14 protein-coding genes are annotated in these 22,567 nt (G+C 39.7%); 7 read left to right on the forward strand and 7 right to left on the reverse strand.

What is annotated here, in order from left to right; translation table 11 throughout:
- Positions 1 to 2: 2 nt before the first annotated feature.
- Both IPM48_10500 and surE read right to left on the reverse strand, forming a co-directional pair.
- Positions 3 to 329: a hypothetical protein gene (locus IPM48_10500; GenBank protein ID MBK9272017.1), complete on the reverse strand. Its 327-nt coding sequence runs from the start codon at positions 327 to 329 to the stop codon at positions 3 to 5.
- Positions 310 to 1,101, reverse strand: a complete 792-nt coding sequence (surE, locus tag IPM48_10505; GenBank protein MBK9272018.1) for a 5'/3'-nucleotidase SurE — start codon at positions 1,099 to 1,101, stop codon at positions 310 to 312. The genes IPM48_10500 and surE overlap by 20 nt, the downstream gene beginning before the upstream one ends.
- A 73-nt stretch (positions 1,102 to 1,174) precedes the next feature.
- On the opposite strand from surE, the gene holA reads away from it, so the two are divergent.
- The 4 genes from holA (at position 1,175) to topA (ending at position 12,659) form a co-directional block, all read left to right on the forward strand.
- Positions 1,175 to 2,185, forward strand: coding sequence for a DNA polymerase III subunit delta (holA, locus tag IPM48_10510; protein ID MBK9272019.1), 1,011 nt, complete (start codon positions 1,175 to 1,177; stop codon positions 2,183 to 2,185).
- A gap of 14 nt (positions 2,186 to 2,199) precedes the next feature.
- Positions 2,200 to 7,731: a hypothetical protein gene (locus tag IPM48_10515; protein MBK9272020.1), complete on the forward strand. Its 5,532-nt coding sequence runs from the start codon at positions 2,200 to 2,202 to the stop codon at positions 7,729 to 7,731.
- Entirely contained in the window at positions 7,728 to 10,058 is a 2,331-nt protein-coding gene (gene pbpC / locus IPM48_10520; GenBank protein MBK9272021.1) for a penicillin-binding protein 1C, read from the forward strand. The genes IPM48_10515 and pbpC overlap by 4 nt, the downstream gene beginning before the upstream one ends.
- Before the next feature lie 63 nt (positions 10,059 to 10,121).
- The gene (topA, locus tag IPM48_10525; GenBank protein MBK9272022.1) at positions 10,122 to 12,659 is read left to right on the forward strand and encodes a type I DNA topoisomerase; all 2,538 of its coding nucleotides are present in this window, start codon (positions 10,122 to 10,124) and stop codon (positions 12,657 to 12,659) included.
- A gap of 36 nt (positions 12,660 to 12,695) precedes the next feature.
- Here the strand turns inward: topA and IPM48_10530 are convergent, their stop codons facing one another.
- Together IPM48_10530 and IPM48_10535 are read right to left on the reverse strand one after the other, a co-directional pair.
- Positions 12,696 to 12,974: a DUF2752 domain-containing protein gene (locus IPM48_10530; protein ID MBK9272023.1), complete on the reverse strand. Its 279-nt coding sequence runs from the start codon at positions 12,972 to 12,974 to the stop codon at positions 12,696 to 12,698.
- A gap of 45 nt (positions 12,975 to 13,019) precedes the next feature.
- On the reverse strand, positions 13,020 to 13,394 hold the full coding sequence (locus tag IPM48_10535; protein MBK9272024.1) for a YqaE/Pmp3 family membrane protein: 375 nt from the start codon (positions 13,392 to 13,394) through the stop codon (positions 13,020 to 13,022).
- A 16-nt stretch (positions 13,395 to 13,410) separates the two neighbouring features.
- On the opposite strand from IPM48_10535, the gene IPM48_10540 reads away from it, so the two are divergent.
- Positions 13,411 to 14,322: a hypothetical protein gene (locus IPM48_10540; protein MBK9272025.1), complete on the forward strand. Its 912-nt coding sequence runs from the start codon at positions 13,411 to 13,413 to the stop codon at positions 14,320 to 14,322.
- A 43-nt stretch (positions 14,323 to 14,365) separates the two neighbouring features.
- Here the strand turns inward: IPM48_10540 and IPM48_10545 are convergent, their stop codons facing one another.
- The gene (locus IPM48_10545; GenBank protein MBK9272026.1) at positions 14,366 to 16,156 is read right to left on the reverse strand and encodes an ABC transporter ATP-binding protein; all 1,791 of its coding nucleotides are present in this window, start codon (positions 16,154 to 16,156) and stop codon (positions 14,366 to 14,368) included.
- Between the two features lie 129 nt (positions 16,157 to 16,285).
- Here IPM48_10545 and fbp point away from each other — a divergent pair, with 129 nt between their 5' ends.
- Complete coding sequence (gene fbp / locus IPM48_10550; protein ID MBK9272027.1) at positions 16,286 to 17,269, forward strand: class 1 fructose-bisphosphatase; 984 nt, start codon at positions 16,286 to 16,288, stop codon at positions 17,267 to 17,269.
- Between the two features lie 79 nt (positions 17,270 to 17,348).
- Here the strand turns inward: fbp and IPM48_10555 are convergent, their stop codons facing one another.
- Positions 17,349 to 18,242, reverse strand: coding sequence for a helix-hairpin-helix domain-containing protein (locus IPM48_10555; GenBank protein ID MBK9272028.1), 894 nt, complete (start codon positions 18,240 to 18,242; stop codon positions 17,349 to 17,351).
- A gap of 2 nt (positions 18,243 to 18,244) precedes the next feature.
- Positions 18,245 to 20,257 (reverse strand): ComEC/Rec2 family competence protein, encoded by a 2,013-nt coding sequence (locus tag IPM48_10560; GenBank protein ID MBK9272029.1) that lies wholly within the window; start codon positions 20,255 to 20,257, stop codon positions 18,245 to 18,247.
- A gap of 265 nt (positions 20,258 to 20,522) precedes the next feature.
- Here IPM48_10560 and typA point away from each other — a divergent pair, with 265 nt between their 5' ends.
- Positions 20,523 to 22,337, forward strand: a complete 1,815-nt coding sequence (gene typA / locus IPM48_10565) for a translational GTPase TypA (protein MBK9272030.1) — start codon at positions 20,523 to 20,525, stop codon at positions 22,335 to 22,337.
- Positions 22,338 to 22,567: the final 230 nt, after the last annotated feature.

The raw sequence follows: 22,567 nt of genomic DNA on the forward strand, positions 1-22,567 counted from the left end.
TTTCAAGAGATTCCAAGCAATTCCAATCCGTAAAGATAAAACCAAATACCAGCATAAATTAAGGTGGGAAATACCATTCCTCTCATTGCATCATCCCAGTGTTTGCGATAAAAAATCTGCATGGGGATGATGTTGGCCAGCAGTGCAATTAAGGCGAGTGTCCGCGGTCTGAATCCATAGACCAGCCCATTCTCAGAGCTCATTTCGCTGGCGGTAAGTGCATCTGAAATACTCAATAGAATGGCATACATGACAAAAGGTATGAGCGCCCCAAACAATATTCCTATCCAAAGTTTGTCGTAAGTATGTCTAATTCCCAATCGGTTCATGTTGGTTGGTTTGTAAGTGATGATTTTGATGGAGTGCAGCATGAACGGTCAAATCATGCCCTGATGGTACGACGCTGATATACCCATTTTCCAGAGCCCATAAGTCGGTATCATGACCAGGATCATCGCAATAAAACTGGCCGGTAAGCCAATAATAAGTTTGATTGCGCGGGTCTTTTCCTTCCTGAAATTCTTCCACCCAACTGCCTTCGGCCTGTCTGCATACTTTTAGACCCTTGATCTCATCCCTTTTCAATTTTGGAATATTGACATTGAGTAAATTGCATGCGCGAATTCCGTTTGTCAGCACCTTAGAGATTAAATCATCTAAAAATGGTTCAGATTGCCAAAAATCAGCATCAAAGGAATAATCCAGCAATGAAAACCCTATGCTCGGGATCTGTTCGAGGCTTGCTTCCATGGCTGCGGACATGGTGCCGGAATAGATAATGTTGATAGATGCATTGGATCCATGATTGATCCCGGATAGACAAAGGTCAATATTTCTTTCTTTGAGCAATACATTCTTGGCCAATTTGACGCAATCTACAGGCGTCCCGCTGCATTCGTAAGATTCAATTCCATCGAAATGATTGAGTTTGTGAAGCCTGAGGGGTTGGTTCATCGTAATCGCATGGCCCATACCCGATTGTGGGGTGTTAGGAGCAACAACGACTACTTCTCCGTGCTTTTTGGCAATGCCCACCAAAGCCCTGAGTCCCGGTGCAAAGATCCCATCGTCATTGGTCACCAGAATTAATTTTTGATTCATGAAAGTAGGTAAAATGAGATCTCAAAGATAGCACCAGTTTTGTACTTTTACGCACTCATCTCAAGATCGCATTGTGGATTACAATAAACTCTACAAAGAATGGAAAGCCAATAAACCAGCTCATGCATCTCTATTGGCTGGGGAGGAACCCTATTTCATGGATCAATTGACAGAAATTGCTGAGTCTGTTTTTATACCCGAAGCAGAAAAAGATTTTAATCAATTGGTCCTTTATGGAAAGGACGTTTCTGCCAAAATTATCGTTGAAACTTGTCGGCAGTATCCATTTATGGGTACCAGAAAATTGGTCATCGTTAAAGAGGCTCAGGATATTAAGGATTGGGAAATCCTGGACAATTATTTAAAAAATCCAGTGCCTACCAGCATTTTAATTCTGGTTTTTAAGAATAAGAAACCAGATGGAAGGTCAGCATGGGTTAAAACCATGAAGGAAAAGCACGTATTTTTTGAATCCAAACCCCTGTACGATCACCAGTTGCCGGCATTCATCTCAGAACTTGCGGCCGAATTAAATTTGAAATTTGATCCCGAAGCAATCGCCTTGTTTGCAGAGTTTGTTGGAAATGATCTCGGTCAAATTCGCAATGAGATGGATAAAATTAAAATTAATTTTGACAAAGGAGTTGTTATCACCAAGGACATCATCTCGGAGTTGATCGGTGTGAGCAAAGAATACAATGTATTTGAACTTTGTAAAGCATTTTCCAAAAGAGATGTGTTGAAAACCATTCGAATTGCCAGGAATCTGGCCCTACACATTAAATCCAATCCATTGGTCTTGAGCATTGGATCGGTTTACAATCATTTTAATAAAATCTGGGCTACGAAAATTTATGCAGCCAAATCGGATCAGGAATTGATGTCTATCTTGAAAATTCCATTCATTGGATTTGTCAAAGAATATCGGGAAGCAGCCAATCAGTACAGCACGGCAGAACTTGAAAATATATTCCATCAATTGAAGATATACGACCTCAAATCCAAAGGCCTTCATTCCGGAAATACAAGCCAGGAGAATTTGTTGATGGAAATGGTCATTTCCATCCACCATTCCCATAAGTAAAAGCAATTCCAACCATGAAAAATTATTATTTTTTAATTTCAGTTTTATTTTTCGCATTGTCCTGTCAGAAAAAAGCTGTTCAGGAATTGAATAACAATGTGCAATCATTTGAAAATTATATTAGCGGTATTCAGGCAGGTCATGTTCGACTTCAGGAAGGAGTCAAAATATTTTTTAGCCAAAGCCCTGTTACCTCTGACAATGTGGGTATTGATTTACCCAAGGGTCTAATTGACATTCACCCAAAACTGGAAGGCCATTGGAATTGGTCGAATGCATATACTTTGAGCTTTACTCCTGAACTGAGCTTTATACCAAATCCTGACCAAAAATATACGGTCAAGTTGCAGATGCATCAATTGTTCAATGATTTGCCGGATTCACTTAAGATCTTGAGTTTTGACTTTGTTTTTATTCTGGTCCAGGCTCAGGTGAAGTGGTCATTTCTCAAATCGGATCCATCCAATGAAAACCACATGACACTGGAAGCCAATGTTCAATTTTCAGACTTCGTTGATTCAATAACGAGACTTCAATTTATTCGCATTGATAAACCCAAAAATTCAAACATCAAATTGAACCTCTCGCAAAATCCGGATGGCAGCTGGTTGTATCAATTTCAACAAATTAATCGGGGACCAACTTCTCAGGAATTGCTTTTTTCTTGGGACACTGATTTTGGAAACAGTGAAAATAGAGTAAGCCATCATTCAGAAATTCCGTCGGCAACAGAATTTGTAATAACTGGAGTTGAAACAGAGCAGTTGGATGAACGCCTTGTTCAGATTTATTTTTCAGATCCTTTGGACAGGACACAGGATTTCAAGTCATTTGTAAAGCTTAACCAGAATTTTAACCTGGTGGATATCCGTTCAGACAACGATATACTTCATCTAAGGATTAAAGATTCCAATCCGGATGAGGCTTGCACGATCAGTTTGCTAAAGGGATTAAAAAGCATCAATGGTAAAATGATCGTGTCTGAATTTAGCCATCAGGTTTTGGGTAGGAAGCAAAAACCAAAACTGAGACTTTTGTCCAGTGGAAATATTCTTCCATTTACCGATCAATTGGTTTTACCATTTGAAGCAATCAATCTACAGAAAGTAGATGTTGAGATTTTTAAAATATTTTCCAGCAACGTGCTTTTCAATTTTCACATGGACTTTGGCAATGAACCCTACAATCTGGTAAAACTGGGAAGAATTGTCCATCAGCAAACCATAGAGTTGAATCCAACAGAATCCGGAGACAACCGAAGATTGTGGAAAACCTATGCGCTCGAACTTTCAAAAATGATCAAACCCGAGCCCGGAGCTCTCTATGATGTGCGGCTTTCTTTTAGACCAGAATACTCGGACTATGATTGTGCAAATCAATTGTCCAATCTTGTATCTAGTCAATACGAAGATTATAGTGGCAGCTCAAAATTTTCCTCACGATGGAACCAATGGGGTTATTACGAATACGAAGATGAGCAAGGAGAGAGATGTTATAATTCAGAAGACCCTTGTTGTCCTTATTATTATTCTTCCCGCAATTTTGCAAGAAGACTTGTCATGGCTTCAAACATTGCACTTATTGCCAAGAAGTCCCCGGAGTTTGATGCGCATTATATTTTTGCCCGCAATTTGATGACCGGAGAACCATTGTCGGGTGCAGAAATTAAATTTTACGATCCCCAGTTGCAATGCATTTTTACGGGTACCACCGATGGATTGGGAAAGTTGATTTTTCAATCCAACAGCGAAGCAAACATTGTGACTGCTCGCCACAAAGACCATCACGCCTACTTGAGATTGGACCAGGGACGCAATCTACCCATGAGCGAATTTGATGTGAATGGTTCAAGCTCTCAGCAGGGACTCAAAATCTTTAACTATACAGAAAGAGGAGTTTGGAGACCGGGTGACACCATTCTTTTCGGTTCTATTGTTTATCAACCTACACAATCGATTCCGATCCAAATGCCACTGCAAATACAATTAAAGAATCCAAGTGGCAAAGTAGTACAAGAACAATCATTACAGCAGAATCTGTTTGGCCATTATACCAGCAAAATTCCAACAAGACCTGATTATGTCACAGGAGATTATCAACTGTCAGTAAAAGCTGGAAGCGTTGTCGTCACCAAATCAATTAAAATAGAGACGGTTAAGCCCAACCGCTACAAAGTGGAGTACAATACGGATCTGGTTTGGCCATTTGCACAGGATTGGCCACCCTTAAAACCCAAAACCAGTTTTTTGCACGGGGCTCCGGCTGCAGGAAAAAAGTTTACCGTAGACATGATTTACTCCACCAAATTTCCAGAGTTTAAAGAATTTAAATCTTTTCAGTTTTATGATCCTGAAAAACCACTCCAAGCTGGAGTGGAACAAGTCGCTGACACCCAACTAGACGAACAGGGTGTGGTTGATTTCAAATACCCATTGGATAGATCTCAGTTTACAAATGATTTAAAAGTAGTACTTGAATCAAAAGTGATCGAAGAAGGTGAGGTAAGTACTGATTATTTCGAACATGAGGTAAAGATGCATCAGAAATACATTGGTTCGAAATTTAGCAGCACAGAATTTGGTCAGTATTTTCCGGTTCAGAAACCGGTTTTTATGGAGTTTGCATGTGTAGATGAAAATGGCAAAGGCCTTGCCAATGAGAGATTGATTTTGGAAGTCTTTCTGGTCGATGGCAACTGGTGGTACGAGGTGCGCAACAACCGATCTTTTGTTTCAGAAGGACATCAAAAGAAATTGGTGCATACCGCTGATCTGAAAACAGATTCGAAGGGATATGTAAAAACAAGTTTTACACCGACAGAATACGAACGGTATTATGTCAGAGTTCGGTCTGAGAAGACTGCCCACACATCTGGTCTTAATTTTTATTCAGGTTGGGATTACGGCGATGAGGATGGAAATCATCAAAGTGAATACATTCAGGTGTTAAAACTGCAGACAGAAAAAGAGAAATATTTGCCGGGTGAAACCGCTGCCATCTCTTTGCCGGGCGCTTTGAATGGTCAATATCTTATCCACATTGTAAAGGACAATAAAATCATTAAGTCAGAAACCATAAAAGCAAATAAATCAAAAACCGATTACAAGTTTTCCGTTGTTGAAGGAATGGAACCCAACGTTTATTTAGACATCAGCTTAATCCAGCCAGTATCCGGACAGAATGTAGATTTGCCCATTCGGATGTTTGGCATTGTACCTGTCATTGTTGAAAACGCGAAACGCAGGATAGAACCCCTTATTTCAACTGCTGATGTGTTTAAGCCCGGCAAAAAAGTCCAGATTGAAATCAGCGAAAAGTCAGGCAAGGAAATGGCCTATCAATTGTATTTGGTAGAAGAGGGTTTGCTTGGATTGACCCGCTTTAAAACCCCAGATCCATATTCCTGGTTTTTTCAAAAGGAAAGCATGAATTTGTATACCTGGGACAACTACAATCAAGTAATTGGATCCACCAACGGAATTTTTCAGGGGGTGTTCAGCATAGGTGGAGATCAGGGAATTGATCCGACCCAATTGAGTAAAATGAAGCGTTTTAAACCACTTGCATTGACCACTCAACTCGCTTCGTTAAAACCCAATTCAAAAAACAAACACGAATTCGAACTCCCCAACTACAACGGCTCTGTGAGAATTATGGCAGTAGCCAACAACCAAAGCGCTTTTGGATTTGCTGAAAAAATAGTGCCGGTAAAGGCAGAATTGATGTGCGATATTTTGTTTCCAAGGGTGGTGGCTGTTCAGGATGAAATTTCGGTTCCTGTGAGCATCACAACTACAGATGAAAAAGTGAAAGAAGTTGTTGTGACAATTAAAACACCCAAATTAATGAAATTGATCGGTACTCCTTCTCAAACCTTGAAATTTGAAAAGGTCGGTGAGAAAAAAGTATTTTTTAAGTTGTCGGGCAAGGGTACCATTGGGCCTGATCAGTTGGAGGTCAACGCTGTTTCAGGTACTCTCAGTTCTCAGGGAAAGGTGGACTTCTTTGTGGATAATCCAAATCCCTTGGTTCACCGATTGAAGGAATATTGGATAGAGCCGGGTCAATCAGTGACAGAAGATTTAACAGCATTTGGAAGTCCGGGTACTCGGAAAAATACACTATCCGTTGGTGTTTTTTCAGGTAAATCATTTGAAGACATGCGGCACCAACTTATTCATTATCCCCATGGCTGTGCAGAGCAAACTACTTCTATTGCTTTTGCACAATTGTATCTCGATAGAATCATTGAACTTGATGCAAAAACTAAATTGGAAATTAATTCCAATGTACGCACAGCCATACAAAAGTTAGCAGGATTTCAAAAGTCCAATGGAGGGTTTAGTTACTGGCAACACGACGCAAACCCTTCAGATTATGTTAGTTCATTTATTGGACACTTTTTGTTGGAAGCCAAAAGACTTGGTTATCAAATTCCTCCAAATACATTGGAAAACTGGAAAGATTATCAGTTGAAGAACTCTCGCAATTTTGAAATTAAAAATTCAGACTACGGGGATTTTTTGAGATACAATCAGGCCTATCGTCTTTATAGTTTAGCGATGGCCTCCTCTCCGGATTGGACGGGAATGAACCAAATGAACCAGTCAAAGGAAAAGCCAATGATGGCCCAATGGATGTTGGCCGGAGCTTATGCACACAGTGGCAAAAAAGATCTGGCCAAAGGAATGTTAAAGAATTTGGAAGAGCAGGTACAACCCTATCACGATTCCTATTTTCACTTTGGTTCTCACATAAGAGATGAAGCGGTCATCGCTATGATCCTAAATGATTTAGATTTGAAGTCAGAAGCCATGAGATTGATGAAAAAACTGATGGCCAACGTGAAAGCAAGCAATTACCTATCCACACAGGAAATGGCTTTTATTCTTTTGAGTTGTGGAAAAATTTATGCAGGCAAACAGCTTTCTGGAAATGACATTAAATTTGATTATAAATGGGGAGATATTTCGAAATCCATCCAAACGGAGCTAAGTAGCTATTCCTGTACTTTAACCGATGGAGAAAAGATAAAGTACACTTTGGTGAATCGATCACAAATTCCTTTGTCTTTTCAAATGATACAATATGGCAAATCTGAAGAAGAAAAAATACTGGATGAATCCAATGTATTGCAATTGAAAGTGAACTATCTGGATGAATTTGGCAAATCAGTTGATATAAGGCAAGTAAACCAATCGGACAGATTGGTAGCACATTTGCAAATTAGCCACAATGGATCTGCAGGTTATCTTAGAAACCTGGCTCTGACCGCAGCCTTTCCATCTTGTTTTGAAATCAACAACCAAAGGATAGGCAACCTTAATCCGGACAATCCAAAAGTGAAAAACACAGACTACAGAGACGATCGGGTTTATTTTTATTTTGATCTTGGAGCCCGGGAATCCATTCATTTTAAAATACCTTTGATTGCAGCTTCAGTAGGTAAGTTTATGTCGCCTGATTTTTTTGTGGAAGCAATGTATGATCCATCCATCTATGCCCGAATCAATAAAGGTAGGGTTGTTGTGCAACCAGTCAAATGAAGCGAAGCTGCAAAAAGTGGCTGGTCGGCTTTTTGAGCTTCTTTTTTGTTTTCTGTTTACTGGCATATTTCAGTGCGGGTCGATTATTTAAAGACATTCCTTATTCTCCGGTTCTGTATTCCCATGAAGGAGAAATACTTTCTGCCAAAGTCGCCTCAGATGGTCAATGGCGTTTATATTCTGAAGCAGCATTACCGGAAAAATTGGTGCAAACCTTAATTTGTTATGAAGACGCCTATTTTTATTATCATTTTGGAGTCAATCCTATTTCATTGTTACGAGCGATCTATCAGAATCTAAAAGCAGGTCGCATTGTTTCTGGCGGCAGCACCATTACCATGCAATTGGCCAAAATTGGTTTGAATAACAAAAGGAGAAGCTTGTTCCACAAACTAAATGAATGCATTGTTGCGGTTGGACTTGAAATGATTTATTCCAAAAATGAAATCTTGAATCTTTACACAAACCTTCAGCCATTTGGTTCCAATATTGTGGGTGTGGAAGCTGCTCTATGGAGATATTTTGGAAAGAAAAAAATAGAAATCACCTGGGCTGAAGCTGCTTTGCTGGCTGTGGTTCCAAATCAACCGAATATTATTTTTCAAAAGGAAAAATCAAATCGACTGATCCTCAAAAGAGATCAACTTTTAAATAAACTTCTCAGCAAGAAAAAGATAGACAGTTTGACCTATGAACTGTCCTTGCTTGAAGAAATTCCTGCAGGTACTATGAAGTTTAAAAGGAAAGCTCCTCATGCATTGGAATCCTTAATTGCGAAACATCCAGGGCAGTATAATTTTTTTTCTTCGATCCAATCCGACTTGCAGTCCAAAGTAGATGAGATCATTGTTCAACAACATGATCAACTTCGACAAAAGGACATTCACAACATGGCAGTTCTGGTCATACAAAACCAAAATGCCCGAATCATATCCTATTCAGGAAATGTAAACCGAAAGGACCTGGCGGTGCCACAATCAGAAGTTGATATGATTCAGGCATCAAGAAGTTCTGGTTCTACATTAAAACCATTTCTTGTGGCTTCGATGTTGGATCAGGGAATGATTGCGCCACAAAGTTGGGTTCCTGATATTCCCATATTATTGGGTGGGTTTCGTCCTGAGAATTTCAACAGAAATTATGCCGGATTGGTAACAGTTGGCGAAGTGATTCACAAGTCTCTGAATGTGCCGAGCGTTTGTTTGCTAAAAGAGTATGGAGTTAATTTGTTTTATCGCGATTTAAAAAAATTGGGTTTTCAAACTTTATTTAGACCCTGGGAAGATTATGGCCTTTCGTTGATTTTGGGTGGTGCTGAGATTCGACCCTACGAATTAGCAAGGGCTTATGCTTTTTTGGCATTCACACTGCAATACTACAGAGAAAATTCAGCTGCCTATTTCCCTTTTTCAAAATACAATCCCTCTTTGTTGATGAATCCTATTTCGGACCATGCAATTCCTTTGAAATTGCCAGAAATTTTCTCTGCAGCAGCCATTTGGTGGATGTATGCTACTATGAGGAAGGATCTGGAATCAGAAGAACTACACCAAATTGCCTTTAAAACAGGTACTTCTTTCGGTTATAAAGATGCATGGTGCATTGGCGTGACTCCAAATTACACCGTATGTGCATGGGTTGGAAATTCTTCCGGACAAGCAAGACCTGATTTGATTGGAACGCAAATCGCAACACCCTTGGTCAAAGAAGTGTACCGGGTATTGGGTCCTTCAGGAGATTGGTCCTGTCCTTACGATGATTTGAAGAAATTTCAAATCTGTGCGGTTTCTGGATATGCACCTGGTGCATATTGTGAGACTGTGGATACCGTATTTTTACCAAAAGCTGCTTCTGCACTGCGATCATGCAATTACCACCAACAAGTTTGGCTTAGCGAGGATGGCACTTATCGTGCGGATAGAAATTGTGCATTCAATTTGGTTTCAGAAAATTATTTGGTGCTTCCACCAGTCATCGAATATTTTTACAAACAGCAAAATCCTTCTTTTGTCAGTTTACCACCTTGGCATCCTGACTGTTCTCAACATCAAAATCAATCTTCCGACGATCTTGCATTTATCTATCCCAATGAAAATAGCAGCATGGTAGCTCCTTTGGACCTGAATGGTGATCAAAACAAATTTTTATTTAAGGCTACTCACAAAAATCCCGATATGGAGTTGCATTGGTTTTTGGATCAACAATATCTTGCAACGACCAAAGAAGTCCATCAGCTTCAGTTCTTTCCGAGTGCAGGATACCATGTTCTAACCATCATGGATGCAATGGGCAAGGAGAGTTCAGTGAAAATCAAGGTTTTAGACTAAATGACCTCAATTTGTCAAAAATCTTTAGTTTTGCACCCTCTTTAACAAAGCTTTTGTATTGACATGGCCAATAAATTACTAATTGTAGAATCACCTGCCAAAGCTGCTACCATTGAGAAATTCCTTGGAAAAGAATTCAAAGTGAAGTCCAGCTATGGGCACATAAGGGATTTGGACAAAGGACCGAAAGGAATTGATGTCAAAGCTGGATTTAAACCAAGTTACATTGTTTCACCTGAGAAACAAAAAGTAGTAAAAGATCTTAAAGAGTGGGTAAAAAAGGTAGAAGAAGTTTGGTTGGCGACGGATGAGGATCGCGAAGGTGAAGCCATTTCCTGGCATCTCTGTGAAGTACTTGGACTGAATCCTAAAATTGTAAAAAGAATCGTTTTTAGAGAGATCACCAAAACAGCCATACAGGAAGCGGTTAAAAATCCTAGAAATGTAGATCTTGACCTTGTGAATGCACAGCAGGCGAGAAGGGTATTGGATCGACTTGTGGGATTTGAATTGTCTGAGATTTTATGGAGAAAAGTAAAAAATAAACTTTCCGCTGGCAGGGTTCAATCGGTTGCTGTTAAATTGGTGGTGGACAGAGAACGTGAAATTCAGGATTTTAATACAGAAGCATTCTTTAAGGTGGATGGCGTTTTCTTGGCGGGTTCAAGTAAAAAAGAAGAATTAAAAGCCAGCCTTAATCACAAATTTTCTGATCACAAACATGCCGCAGAATTTTTGGAGAAATGCAAAAATGCTGAATTTAAAGTGTCAGCCATTGAGGTAAAACCTCTTAAGAGAAATCCTTCAGCTCCTTTTACAACCTCAACGCTTCAACAAGAGGCCAGCAGAAAATTGGGTTTTGGCGTCAACAGGACCATGGGCGCTGCCCAAAAGTTGTATGAATCGGGGTTTATCACTTATATGAGAACGGATTCTACTAATTTGAGCCAATCGGCCCTTGCGGCGATGGCTGCTGAAATTGAAAAGCAATTCGGAGCCAAATACGTGCACACACGACAATACAAAACAAAAAACTCCGGTGCACAGGAGGCCCATGAAGCGATACGACCCACCTACATGGACATGCGTTTGGCCGGAGACAATTCTGATCAGCAAAAGCTTTATGAATTGATCTGGAAGCGCGCGCTGGCTTCACAAATGTCAGCTGCAGAATTGGAAAAAACGGTGGTGGACATCAGCATCAGCACTGAAAAGAAATACAAGTTTGTTGCTGAGGGTGAAGTTCTAATGTTTGATGGTTTCCTAAAATTATACCTGGAATCAAAGGACGAAGAAGATGAAGAAACAGAAGGCATGCTGCCTCAGGTGCGCAATGGTGAAATATTACCTTATTCCAGTATTGCAGCCACCGAGAGATTTACAAGACCAGTTTCAAGATACACCGAAGCAAGTCTTGTAAAAAAACTGGAAGAACTTGGTATAGGCAGACCTTCTACATACGCTCCCACCATTTCTAAAATCACAGAAGAGGATCGGGGGTATGTAGTCAAAGAATCAAGAGAAGGCACAGAGAGGATCTATAAAAAACTGCTGCTCTCCAAAGGGCTGATCAAATCCTCGGAAGCCAAGGAAATAACAGGTGCGACAAAAAACGTCTTGTATCCCACTTCGATCGGTATGGTGGTTTGTGATTATCTGGATGAGCATTTTGGACAGATCATGAATTATGGATTTACTGCTGAAATCGAGCAAGATTTTGATGAAATTGCTGAAGGGAAGCGCGATTGGGTAAAGATGTTGGATGAATTTTATTGGCCCTTCCACAAAGATGTCGAAAAAGTAATGGAGGAAGGTGAAAGAGCAAGAGGTCGTAGAGACCTCGGTTTGGATCCCGCCACTGGCCGAAAAATCATCGTTCAATTGACTCGCTTTGGTCCGGTTGTCCAAATTGGTGATGTAGATGAATTAGAAGAAGGTGAAAAACCCCGCTATGCCAATCTAAAACCTGGCCAGAACATGGAGACCATAAGCTACGAGGAAGCTTTGGAGCTTTTTAAATTGCCCCGCGAACTAGGCACATGGAATGGAGAAACCATTACAATTGGAGCGGGAAGGTTTGGTCCCTATGTAAAAATTAGCGATCAGTTTATTTCCATCCCAAAGAGTTTTGATCCACTAAGCATCACCCTGGATGAGGCAGTGGGTCTTGTCCTGGAAAAGAGAAAGGAAGATGCACCGATTGGATTTTATAAAGAACAAGCCATTACCAAGGGTAGGGGTCGATTTGGCCCATTCATTAAATGGAATGGACTTTTTATAAATGTGCCCAAACGAATTGATCTTGACACCATCACTTTGGAAGAGGCCATTCCATTGATCGACGCCAAAGAAATGAAGGAAGCCAACCGCTTTATCCACAACTGGCCTGAAGAAAAAATCAGTGTTGAAAATGGAAGATGGGGGCCTTATATTAAATTCAACAAAAAGTTGATCAATATACCAAAAGTGGACGACCAAAAAGTAACACCTGAAATTGCAGCAACCATGGGATTGGAGCAATTTAAAAAAATCATCGAGGGCCAAATTCCCGGAGCATTCGAAAAGAAATCCAAAGCCAAACCAAAAGGCAATAAAAAGTAGTTGATCTCTGACTAAATGCTGATTACAAAAGATTAGCTATTTTGTAAAAATGGTTTTGATTCCAAGGGATTGGAATGTTTTCGATAATTCACCAACCCACAAGTAAATCAGGAGGGGAAGTACCAATAAACAAAGCCTGTTGTATTGCAATGCAATATCAAATTCAAAGTGAATCAAATGCATTATTGCCCTGGTCATACCACAAGCATAACAAGACTTGTCAAAAAGCAATTTGGAAAGGCATAGTTCAATACCAGTATGGTCAAAAAAATCAGCGGGAAGAGCCAACAATAAAAAAGGGGTCACCAATAGCAACCCCAGATAAATTTGAAAAAAAATCTTTCTAATGATGGATCAATCTTATTTTTTACCTAAGATGACAATCAATGCGTGGATAAGGCCTGGCAATCCACACAAGAGAGTGAGGATCAAATTGAGGGTACAGGTTTTATTCCACTCATCAAAATACATGTAAACAGCCAAAGGTGGCAATATGAATGCAAGAATGATGAGTAATACTTTATCGTCGTCAGATTTTTGTTGATTGTCCAAAATCTTCTCCAATTCCACACTTTTCAATTCTGAATTTGATTTTTGTGTTTGAACAGAAGTATTCTGTTCTTGTTTTTTCTTCCCTGGAAAGGCGGCGTAGGATTTTTGCAGAGATGAACTTCCAATGGTAAAAAGACAAACAAGTAGAAAGATCAGGTTTAATTTTGTTGAAATGTTTTTCATAATCAGATAAAATTTTATGCAAAGATATAAGTTCATTGAAATTGTCAAATATTTTTTAATAATTCTACATATTTTATTTATATTTAATATAAATTATATTTATTCTCAGCATTTTGAATACACTGGTGCAATAGTTATCGGGCAGAAAGAAGCCATGAGTTACAAAATTGTGTATGAATTGAAAGGAGCAGAAATGCTAGGGTATTCCTTGTCTGATGTGAATGGTGCCCTGGAGACAAAATGTTTGATTCAAGGTAAATATGACAAAAAGTCAAAATCAATTTCATTTAAGGAGGAAAGAATTTTGTACAGTAAATCAAATATTCCATGGAAGGAGTTCTGCCTGATGCGCGTCAATGGTAAAATTGAAAAGAAATTTGGGAAGGAGATCTTCCAGGGAAATTTTACTTCACTTCCTCAAACACCAGAAGTGGTATGTGGAGATGGAAGTATGATTTTGACCAACACCAAAACATTGTATGAAATTGCAACAAGGGTTGCCAGTAAGTTGGATTCGGTTTCCGTCAAAGACAGCACAAGCCAATGGATTCAGTCCAGAATAACCGACTTAAAAGATGTCAAGAGCATCGATGAAATAACCAGCCAGTCGATTCAAAAATTCAAGTGGAAATCTGATACCGTATATATTGATATCTGGGATGATAAGTTGGAGGACGGTGACAAGGTCGCCTTGTACAAAAATGGAGAGATTCTTGTGAAAGAAATGACCATTACCAATCACGCCAAATCTATTCAATTTGCATGGAATTCGGCAGACAAGATTGAGCTTATCGTGAAGGCATTATCTGAAGGGAGTCATCCACCCAATACTTTGAAGATTACACTGAGGGATCATTCAGAAAAACACCTTTTGATTACACAGCTCAGAAAAGATGAGCAGGCTACTATCCTCTTGCAAAAAAAATAATGGAGGCAAACATCCTTCATTTGGCTTGCTTATACAGCAATCTTCAAATTACTTCATCCATTTGTTCTTTTTTTATGGTAGTCTCCAGTAAATACATTTTGGTAAAAATTCCGTTTCGTTCAAGCAACTGATCATAGCTGCCTTGCTCTTTTAGTTCGCCCATATCCAACACATAGATTTGATCCATGTCTCTGGTTTGACTGATTCTATGCGTAATAAGGATCATCGTCTTTCCTTTAAATCGCCTGTGCAAATTGCCGATGATTTTTTCTTCAGTGCCAGCATCTACTGCAGATAAGCAATCATCAAAAATATGGATCGGAGTATTTCTCACATAGGTGCGTGCAATGCCCAACCTTTGACGCTGGCCCCCCGAAAGCGTTATTCCTCGCTCTCCAAGTAGAGTGTCTAAACCTTCTGGAAATTTTCTAACTTCCTGGTCCATTCCCACAGTTTCAAGAATCGACATTAAGTTTTCATCTGTAATGTCATTACCTTCCTCGAGTCCAAACTTTAAATTGTTGCGTATGCTGTCAGAGAATAAAAACACATCCTGTGGCACATAGGAAATTGAACTGCGCAATTGGCTTAGATTCCAATCCTTCAAAGGTAAGTTGCCGATACTGATTTGTCCAGATTGCGGATCTGCCATTCGGAGAAGCAGCTCTGCCAATGTACTTTTACCGGAACCTGTTCTGCCAACAATGGCTACATGTGCGCCTTCTTTAATATCTAAGCTTATATTTTTGAGAGAAGGCTCAGCTTGTTCCTGGTAGCTAAAAAACAAATGATCCAATCGTATATCATAATGATCAAAAATTTCCCGGTGTTGTTTTTCAGAACTGATTTCAGGTTCTGTTTTCAGAAATTCGTTGATTCTTTTTTGTGAGGCCTCAGCCTGCTGAATAATAGAAGCGCACCACCCAATTGCGGAGACCGGCCAGGTAAGCATATTGATGTATATGACAAATTCGGCAATGTTTCCCGCACTGACTGTGCCGTTGTACACGTCCAGGCCACCGACGTAGATGGTAATTAAAGTACTGATACCGATCAATAAAAACATCGAAGGAAAAAACATGGCATCTACTTTTGCCAGATTCATGGATAAGTCAGAATATCCCTGACTCTCTTGATCAAATTTCTTTATCCAGTCTTTTTCTTTGTGAAAAGACTTAATAATTCTAATGCCGCTGAATGCTTCCTGTGCGATACTGGTTATTACTGCCAATTGGGCTTGTATTTTTCCGGATCTTTGGTGAATGAGATTGCTGACTTTGTATATGATCAGACTGAGGACAGGAAGCGGAAGTAAAGTATAGACAGACAACCAGAAATTTACCTGAAACATCGTAATGATAACAACGACAAATAAACTGATCAAATTGAATCCATATAAAAAGGCTGGTCCAAGATACATCCTGACCTTGTTCACATCCTCACTGATACGCGACATAATATCGCCGGTTTTGTTATTCTTATAAAATGCCAGATCCAGTTTAAGATAGTGATCGAAGATTTTTTTTCTGAGATCGTATTCAATTAATCTGGACATCACAATAATGGTCTGACGCATAAAATACATAAAGATCCCCATGAGCAAGGCACAGCCAAGCACCATCAGCCCAAAATACATCAGATCTGATGACAAGTTGGCTGATTCTTTCGATTCTGGTGAAGCTTTAATGTAGGCGACAATTTTGTCAAGTGCTACTCTGATGATCTGGGGTTGGAATATTCTGAAAAGGTTGCTCAAAGTGATAAACAAAATACCCCAGAGTAACTTGTCTTTGTATTTGACAATCAAAGTATTGAGACTAAATAGATGTTTCACTGTGAAGCGGAATTGGTCACAAAGGTAGCTAAAGATTTTGCACCTGTTCAGCGCAATTGTTTTATCCCTGATGGATCAATTGATTTGGCCTTATCTTTGGGCCGAAATCGATCAATGTAAATCACCATCATGATAGAACGCATTACCTTGGATGAATTTATTGTCAAAACGCAACAGGGAAACATTAGCTCCTCCGGAGAATTTTCTGCATTGCTCCGGCATTTGGGAATTGCTGCCAAAATTATCAACAGGGTGGTAAACAAAGCCGGATTAATGGATATTTTCGGATCGGACGAACAAATGAATTCCACCGGTGATACGGTTCAAAAGCTTGATCTCTATGCCAACAAGCTGATGATGGATTATATGTCCAACTCTGGGATTTGTGCAGGCGTGGCTTCAGAAGAACTGGATGATTTTATTGAATTTGAAGACCGCATTTCTCTGAATAGAAATTATGTAGTGGTGACTGATCCATTGGACGGATCATCCAACATAGACGTCAATATTTCTGTGGGAACAATATTTGGTATTTACAAAAGACTGAGTCCCCTGGATCTACCTGTGGAAAAAATGGATTTCTGTCAGAAAGGCTCACAATTGGTAGCAGCAGGTTATGTATTGTATGGCACATCTACCATGTTGGTTTATACGTATGGCGATGGAGTCAATGGATTTACGTATGACAGGGGAATCGGTGAATTTTGTCTGAGTCATCCAAACATGAAAATTCCAAACCACGGAAAAATATATTCTATCAACCAGGGCAATGCTTCTGCCTTTAGCCCTGCTGTGACCAATTACCTTGAGTACTTGTGCGGTCAGGAATATGCATTGCGGTACATAGGGAGCATGGTGGCAGATGTCCATCGTACCTTATGCAAAGGAGGTATATTTATTTATCCTTCCACGTCAAAGAATCCAGAAGGTAAATTAAGGTTATTGTATGAATGCAACCCCATGGCCATGATCATCGAACAGGCTGGCGGCATCTGTATCGATGAAAATCATCAGCGAATTTTGGATCTTGAAGTTTCTGCATTGCACCAAAGGAGTACCATTGTTTTGGGCTCAGTGCAAAATGTCGAAGAATTCAGACGCTTTAAGGTCTAATGGTCTAGCTTATTTTTCCTACGACTGTATTTTTATTTCATGACCAGAGTTGATAAGCTGGTGGTTTGCAAATGAATGATTATTCAAAGGCAAAGTAGTGTTTCATTTTGTCGATCCAAGCCTCTTCGAAAAAGCCGGTTGATTTTAGTTCCTCCATGTCTTTAATTTTTTCATGATTTCGACGGTACTTAATGATAAATTCTGCTTGCTTTTTATGAATGTAGGGGTGGGTTTCCAATTCATCCTGATCGGATTGGTTGAGTAAAATGCGTTTGGGTTCACTTTCCAAGATCAATTTTGGAAGAATGGCCGTACATACAGAATCTGTGATGCCGTACACTTCGCAAACCTGCTCTGTGCTATAAAAACCACCAAGTGCATCTCTGAATTTGACGATTCTTTTGGATAACTTCTCACCGATTGCAGGCAGCTGATCCCAATGGCTGGCATCAGAGGCGTTGATGGAAATTAGCATTTCTACGTTCGGATTGGATTCATTCTTTACCTTCTGAGGATTTGATGATGATGCTGTGATTGGAGGCAGGACAATGAATTCCTCCAGACGCTGATACAAATCATCGTTCATGCCGTAGATTTTTTTCAATTGTTCTTTACTCTTAATCCTGCCCCCTTTCTTGAGATAGCGATCCAAATTTCTAAATACCTGCGAGGGGAGTCCAATTTCTCTTGCAGTCTTTTCATCAAGTTGGTTTGGATCAAAGTTTTTTAGTGTGATTTTAGTGGTGTTTTTCATGTTTTTAATTTTATGGGTGGAATAATTGATTTTTGATGTATGATCAGTGGTTTTAGGAAGAGTGATCGTAGATTCTTTCAGTGTGGAGTCTTGGATGAGCAATTTGGGTTTCCAAAGGTAAGGTCCCAATACAAAGAGCCCCATTAATGCAACCAAGATGAACATGCCGGTTCTCTCTTTCTTGCTTAGGTACAGTTCTTCAGATATACTTCTGGGCATGGTTAAAAATTTTTTAGTTGGGTCCCGTTTTCCAATTCAATCATTTGAGTGGATTTGTTTTTAAAAAATTCACGGGCATCATTTTTAAACCACCAGCTGTTTCTTTTACCAATCACCACAAACGTGGGAAATGATTCTGCAAAAGGAATGCTGTCGAATTTCTTCTGTCCTTCAAACCATACAATATTGAGATCTTTGTCGTCATTGAAATTGAAATGCCATTGGTTTTTGCAAAAATTTAGACTTCCGTGCAATGGTAATGGGTGACGTATTTGAAAGCAATCCATATCCGGAATCTTCAGGAGGAAGTTTAATTTTGTCATTCTCTTTCTGCTGAATTTGCTGGCAGACAGTTGCATTCCATTTTCCTTTCTCAGACCAACAACGGCGGATCCTTGCCTGATGTCCAATATGCTATTTTTTGTATTGGAATAAAACAATATTTCATTTCCATTTTGATAACAGTAGGACCTAAGTGGCCACACCAGGATCATTGCTGCAAAGCAGGCAAAGCCAAGTTGGGCCCAGGTTTTTTTTCCTGATCGCATCCAGATGTAGAAGGCAATAAATGATACCAAGCACAAATTGACTTGCTCTGGAAATAGAGTCAGTTGATCCAGTAGGGCAGAAGGAAGTGCACAAATCCTGTCAAAAACAAACAGGCCAAATTTAATCAGCCATTCAATGCATAAGGCTGTGCATGACACAACAACAGAAGAAATAGGGATCATTACAAGTAAGAAAATACCGGCACACATCAGCACAAAGGAAAGTGGAATCCAGAATAAGTTGGCGAGCAAGAAGTAAACTGGAAAATTGCCGAAATGATACATGGACACTGGTGTGACCAGGATTTGAACAGCCAAACTGACTGTTATAATACGTATCAAATAGTTGTACCAGTCATACCGGCCTTTTACAATTTTATACAAGCCAGCTTCAAATAAAAGTATACTCAATACCGCACTGATGGATAACTGAAAGCCAATATCAAACACCATGCATGGGTCAAACATCATCATTAGAAAGGCACTGCAACTCAAAATGTGAACCGATCCGGTTTGTTTTCGCAAATTAATTCCGATTTCAAGCATGGATAGCATTACCGCTGCTCGCACCACTGATGCGCTGAATCCTGTAATGGCAGTAAATGCCCAAATATTAAAAAGATGGGCAAAAGGTAAGATATTGCGGTACATTGGAAACCACCTGACAGGAAACATCAGGATAAATTTTCCGATGGAATAGATGATTCCCAAGTGCATACCGGAGACTGCCAAAATATGGGCAGTGCCGGTATTCATAAACTGCATTTTGACTTTCTGGTCAACCTGACTTTTGTCTCCAAGCAACAAGGCGATCATTACTGCAGAAATCTCTGGATCTTTTATCCAAATTTCGAATTTCTCTTTGATTCGAATTTTTGACAAGTAGGCCATGGCCAGTAGGTCAATACTTTTTTTAAACCGACTGTCACAGACCTCGGTAGGATAGCTGTCGATGTATCTGATGTGTATTCGCTCCAAATATTCAGAATAATTGAATTCATCAAACTCAGAATTAATGACTGGTTTTGTTATCTTGCCAAATAACAGGATACTGTCTCCGGGCCTGATACGCGCTAAATAGCTTTCATTGTGAACCCTGATTTTTGCTTTTAAAGCGGGCAATGGAGGGAGCAAAAGCACATCCATTGAGACAAATTCACCAAATCCGTTTATTTTTTGAACAATCGCCTGATCCGAATTTAAGTAAATCGTATGGGGGGCATTGGAAGAATGGTGCATGGATTGATGGGAATGCCATCTCAGTTGAATAAATCCTAGCACAGGGAGGAAAAGGAGCAGAAACCACGGCTGTTGGTGGTAAAATATTTTTGAAAACAAGAAATAAAAAAGACAAACTAGACAAATGCAAACAAGACTCCAACATCCGGCAAAATGCTCAGCATAGCCAAAGACCAAAGCAGTACATGTCGCCAGCAAAATAAAGGGCTGGGAGACCAGTGTTCTCATTAATTGGGTGTTTTTGAATAGTGCGAGACAAAAATGCTTAATTTTAACACTGGGATTTGGTAGAATTCGAGAAATTCAAAATTGTTTTTGTCCAATATGTGGAATAATCAAGTTTGAATAAAGGCAGACGATCCCTAACTCTTAACACCATTTGAGTGCGGTCAAATCGCGATCTAAGAATTGCAAATGTTTTGTTATTCATTGATTTTCTTGCAATTATACAATTTTGAATGAATAATTTTGCGTCCTTATTAGAATTCAGTGAATGAGCCAGATTAGAAATATCGCGATTATAGCCCACGTTGACCATGGGAAAACAACCCTTGTAGATAAAATTTTACACCAGACCAAACTGTTTAGAGACAATCAAGAAACTGGTGAACTGATCCTTGACAACAATGACCTTGAAAGAGAAAGGGGTATTACTATCCTTGCCAAAAACGTTTCAGTTCGTTACAAAGATGTCAAGATTAACATCATCGACACACCAGGTCACGCAGACTTTGGTGGTGAGGTAGAGCGTGTCCTTAATATGGCCGATGGAGTTCTACTGTTGGTGGATGCATTTGAAGGGCCTATGCCCCAAACTCGATTTGTGCTTCAAAAAGCTCTGGCCATGGGGAAAAAGGCCATCGTTGTGATCAATAAAGTGGATAAGCTAAATTGCCGGCCTGATGAAGTGCATGATGCTGTTTTTGAATTGTTTTTCAACCTGGATGCTACTGAGGAGCAATTGAATTTTCCTACAGCTTACGGATCATCCAAACACGGTTGGATGTCTGGTGATTATAAGAAACCTACTGAAGATATTTCCTACCTCTTAGACATGATCATTGAGCATATTCCAGCACCCAAATGTCCGGAAGGAAATCTTCAAATGATGATCTCATCTTTGGATTATTCTTCATTTATTGGAAGGATCGCCATCGGTAGGATTTCGCGTGGTGGCTTAAGGGTAAATCAGCCAGTATCCCTTGTAAAAAGAGATGGAGTGGTCATGAAATCCAGAATAAAGGAACTTTACACCTTTGAAGGTCTCGGAAAGGCAAAAGTGGAAGAAGTGCAGGCAGGTGATATTTGTGGAATCTTTGGGATTGATAATTTTGAAATAGGAGACACCGTTGCTGATTTTGAAAATCCGGAAGGCATGGTTCCGATTCAGGTAGATGAACCTACCATGTGCATGCTGTTTACCATCAACAATTCTCCCTTTTTTGGAAAAGAAGGCAAGTTTGTCACTTCGCGCCACATCCGTGAACGCCTTGAGAAAGAATTGGAGAAAAATCTGGCCCTGAGAATGGAAGATACAGAAAGTCCTGATTCTATATTGGTATATGGAAGAGGAATTTTGCATTTGAGTATATTAATTGAGACCATGCGCCGCGAAGGATATGAATTGCAAGTAGGTCAGCCCCGCGTCATCATCAAAGAAATAAACGGCGTCAAGTGTGAACCCATCGAATTACTCAGCATCGATGTGCCAGAAATTTCTGCTGGAAAAATCATCGAATTGGTCAGCCAGCGCAAGGGAGAAATGACCTTAATGGAACAGAAGGGAGACCTAACCCACATTGAATTTAACATACCCTCCAGAGGTTTGATTGGATTAAGAAATCAGTTGCTTACTGCATCGGCAGGAGAAGCCATCATCGCCCACCGCTTTTTGGATTTTGAACCCTGGAAGGGAAATATACCATCGCGTACCATGGGCGTATTTGTTTCAAAAGAAATGGGTGCTTGTACCGGATATTCTATCAATAACTTACAAGACCGTGGATCTTTCTTCATTGATCCGGGAGACAATATTTATGTAGGTCAGATCATAGGAGAACACATCCGTCCGGGAGATCTCGTAGTGAATGTGATCACAGGTAAGAAACTTACCAACATGCGTGCCTCCGGATCTGATGGTACAACACATATCACCCCAAAACGAAATTTCTCTTTGGAAGAAGCATTGGAATATATTCAGGAAGATGAATACGTCGAATTAACACCCAAGTCCATCAGACTCCGCAAAGTATTACTGGACGAAAATGACCGCAAAAAAGCCTCCAAACAAATGGAGATGGCGGGGTAGGTAACAGTGAATGGTTAATTGAAAATTGAGAATTGACAATTGAGAATTGACAATTGAGAATTGACAATTGACAATTCTCAATTGTTGTGCATGGCGCGAATTGAAAATTGGTCAATGGGTTAATTAATCAATGGGAAAACCAGCTAAAAAGTGTAATAGTTTAGACTTAATCTGACAGTTAGTGATTAATTTTAAGTTGTCAAAAATAATTAATTAACCACTAAACTGTC

The organism is Saprospiraceae bacterium, from assembly GCA_016715965.1.
Taxonomy (GTDB): Bacteria; Bacteroidota; Bacteroidia; order Chitinophagales; family Saprospiraceae; genus Vicinibacter.

Excerpts from the sequence above, each read along its gene's own strand:
- pbpC (MBK9272021.1), top strand. The coding sequence starts at position 7,728 with ATGAAGCGAAGCTGCAAAAAGTGGCTGGTCGGCTTTTTGAGCTTCTTT.
- IPM48_10515 (MBK9272020.1), top strand. The coding sequence starts at position 2,200 with ATGAAAAATTATTATTTTTTAATTTCAGTTTTATTTTTCGCATTGTCC.
- surE (MBK9272018.1), bottom strand. The coding sequence starts at position 1,101 with ATGAATCAAAAATTAATTCTGGTGACCAATGACGATGGGATCTTTGCA.
- IPM48_10560 (MBK9272029.1), bottom strand. The coding sequence starts at position 20,257 with ATGAGAACACTGGTCTCCCAGCCCTTTATTTTGCTGGCGACATGTACT.
- IPM48_10540 (MBK9272025.1), top strand. The coding sequence starts at position 13,411 with ATGCAAAGATATAAGTTCATTGAAATTGTCAAATATTTTTTAATAATT.
- typA (MBK9272030.1), top strand. The coding sequence starts at position 20,523 with ATGAGCCAGATTAGAAATATCGCGATTATAGCCCACGTTGACCATGGG.
- fbp (MBK9272027.1), top strand. The coding sequence starts at position 16,286 with ATGATAGAACGCATTACCTTGGATGAATTTATTGTCAAAACGCAACAG.
- IPM48_10555 (MBK9272028.1), bottom strand. The coding sequence starts at position 18,242 with ATGCCCAGAAGTATATCTGAAGAACTGTACCTAAGCAAGAAAGAGAGA.
- IPM48_10535 (MBK9272024.1), bottom strand. The coding sequence starts at position 13,394 with ATGAAAAACATTTCAACAAAATTAAACCTGATCTTTCTACTTGTTTGT.
- IPM48_10500 (MBK9272017.1), bottom strand. The coding sequence starts at position 329 with ATGAACCGATTGGGAATTAGACATACTTACGACAAACTTTGGATAGGA.
- topA (MBK9272022.1), top strand. The coding sequence starts at position 10,122 with ATGGCCAATAAATTACTAATTGTAGAATCACCTGCCAAAGCTGCTACC.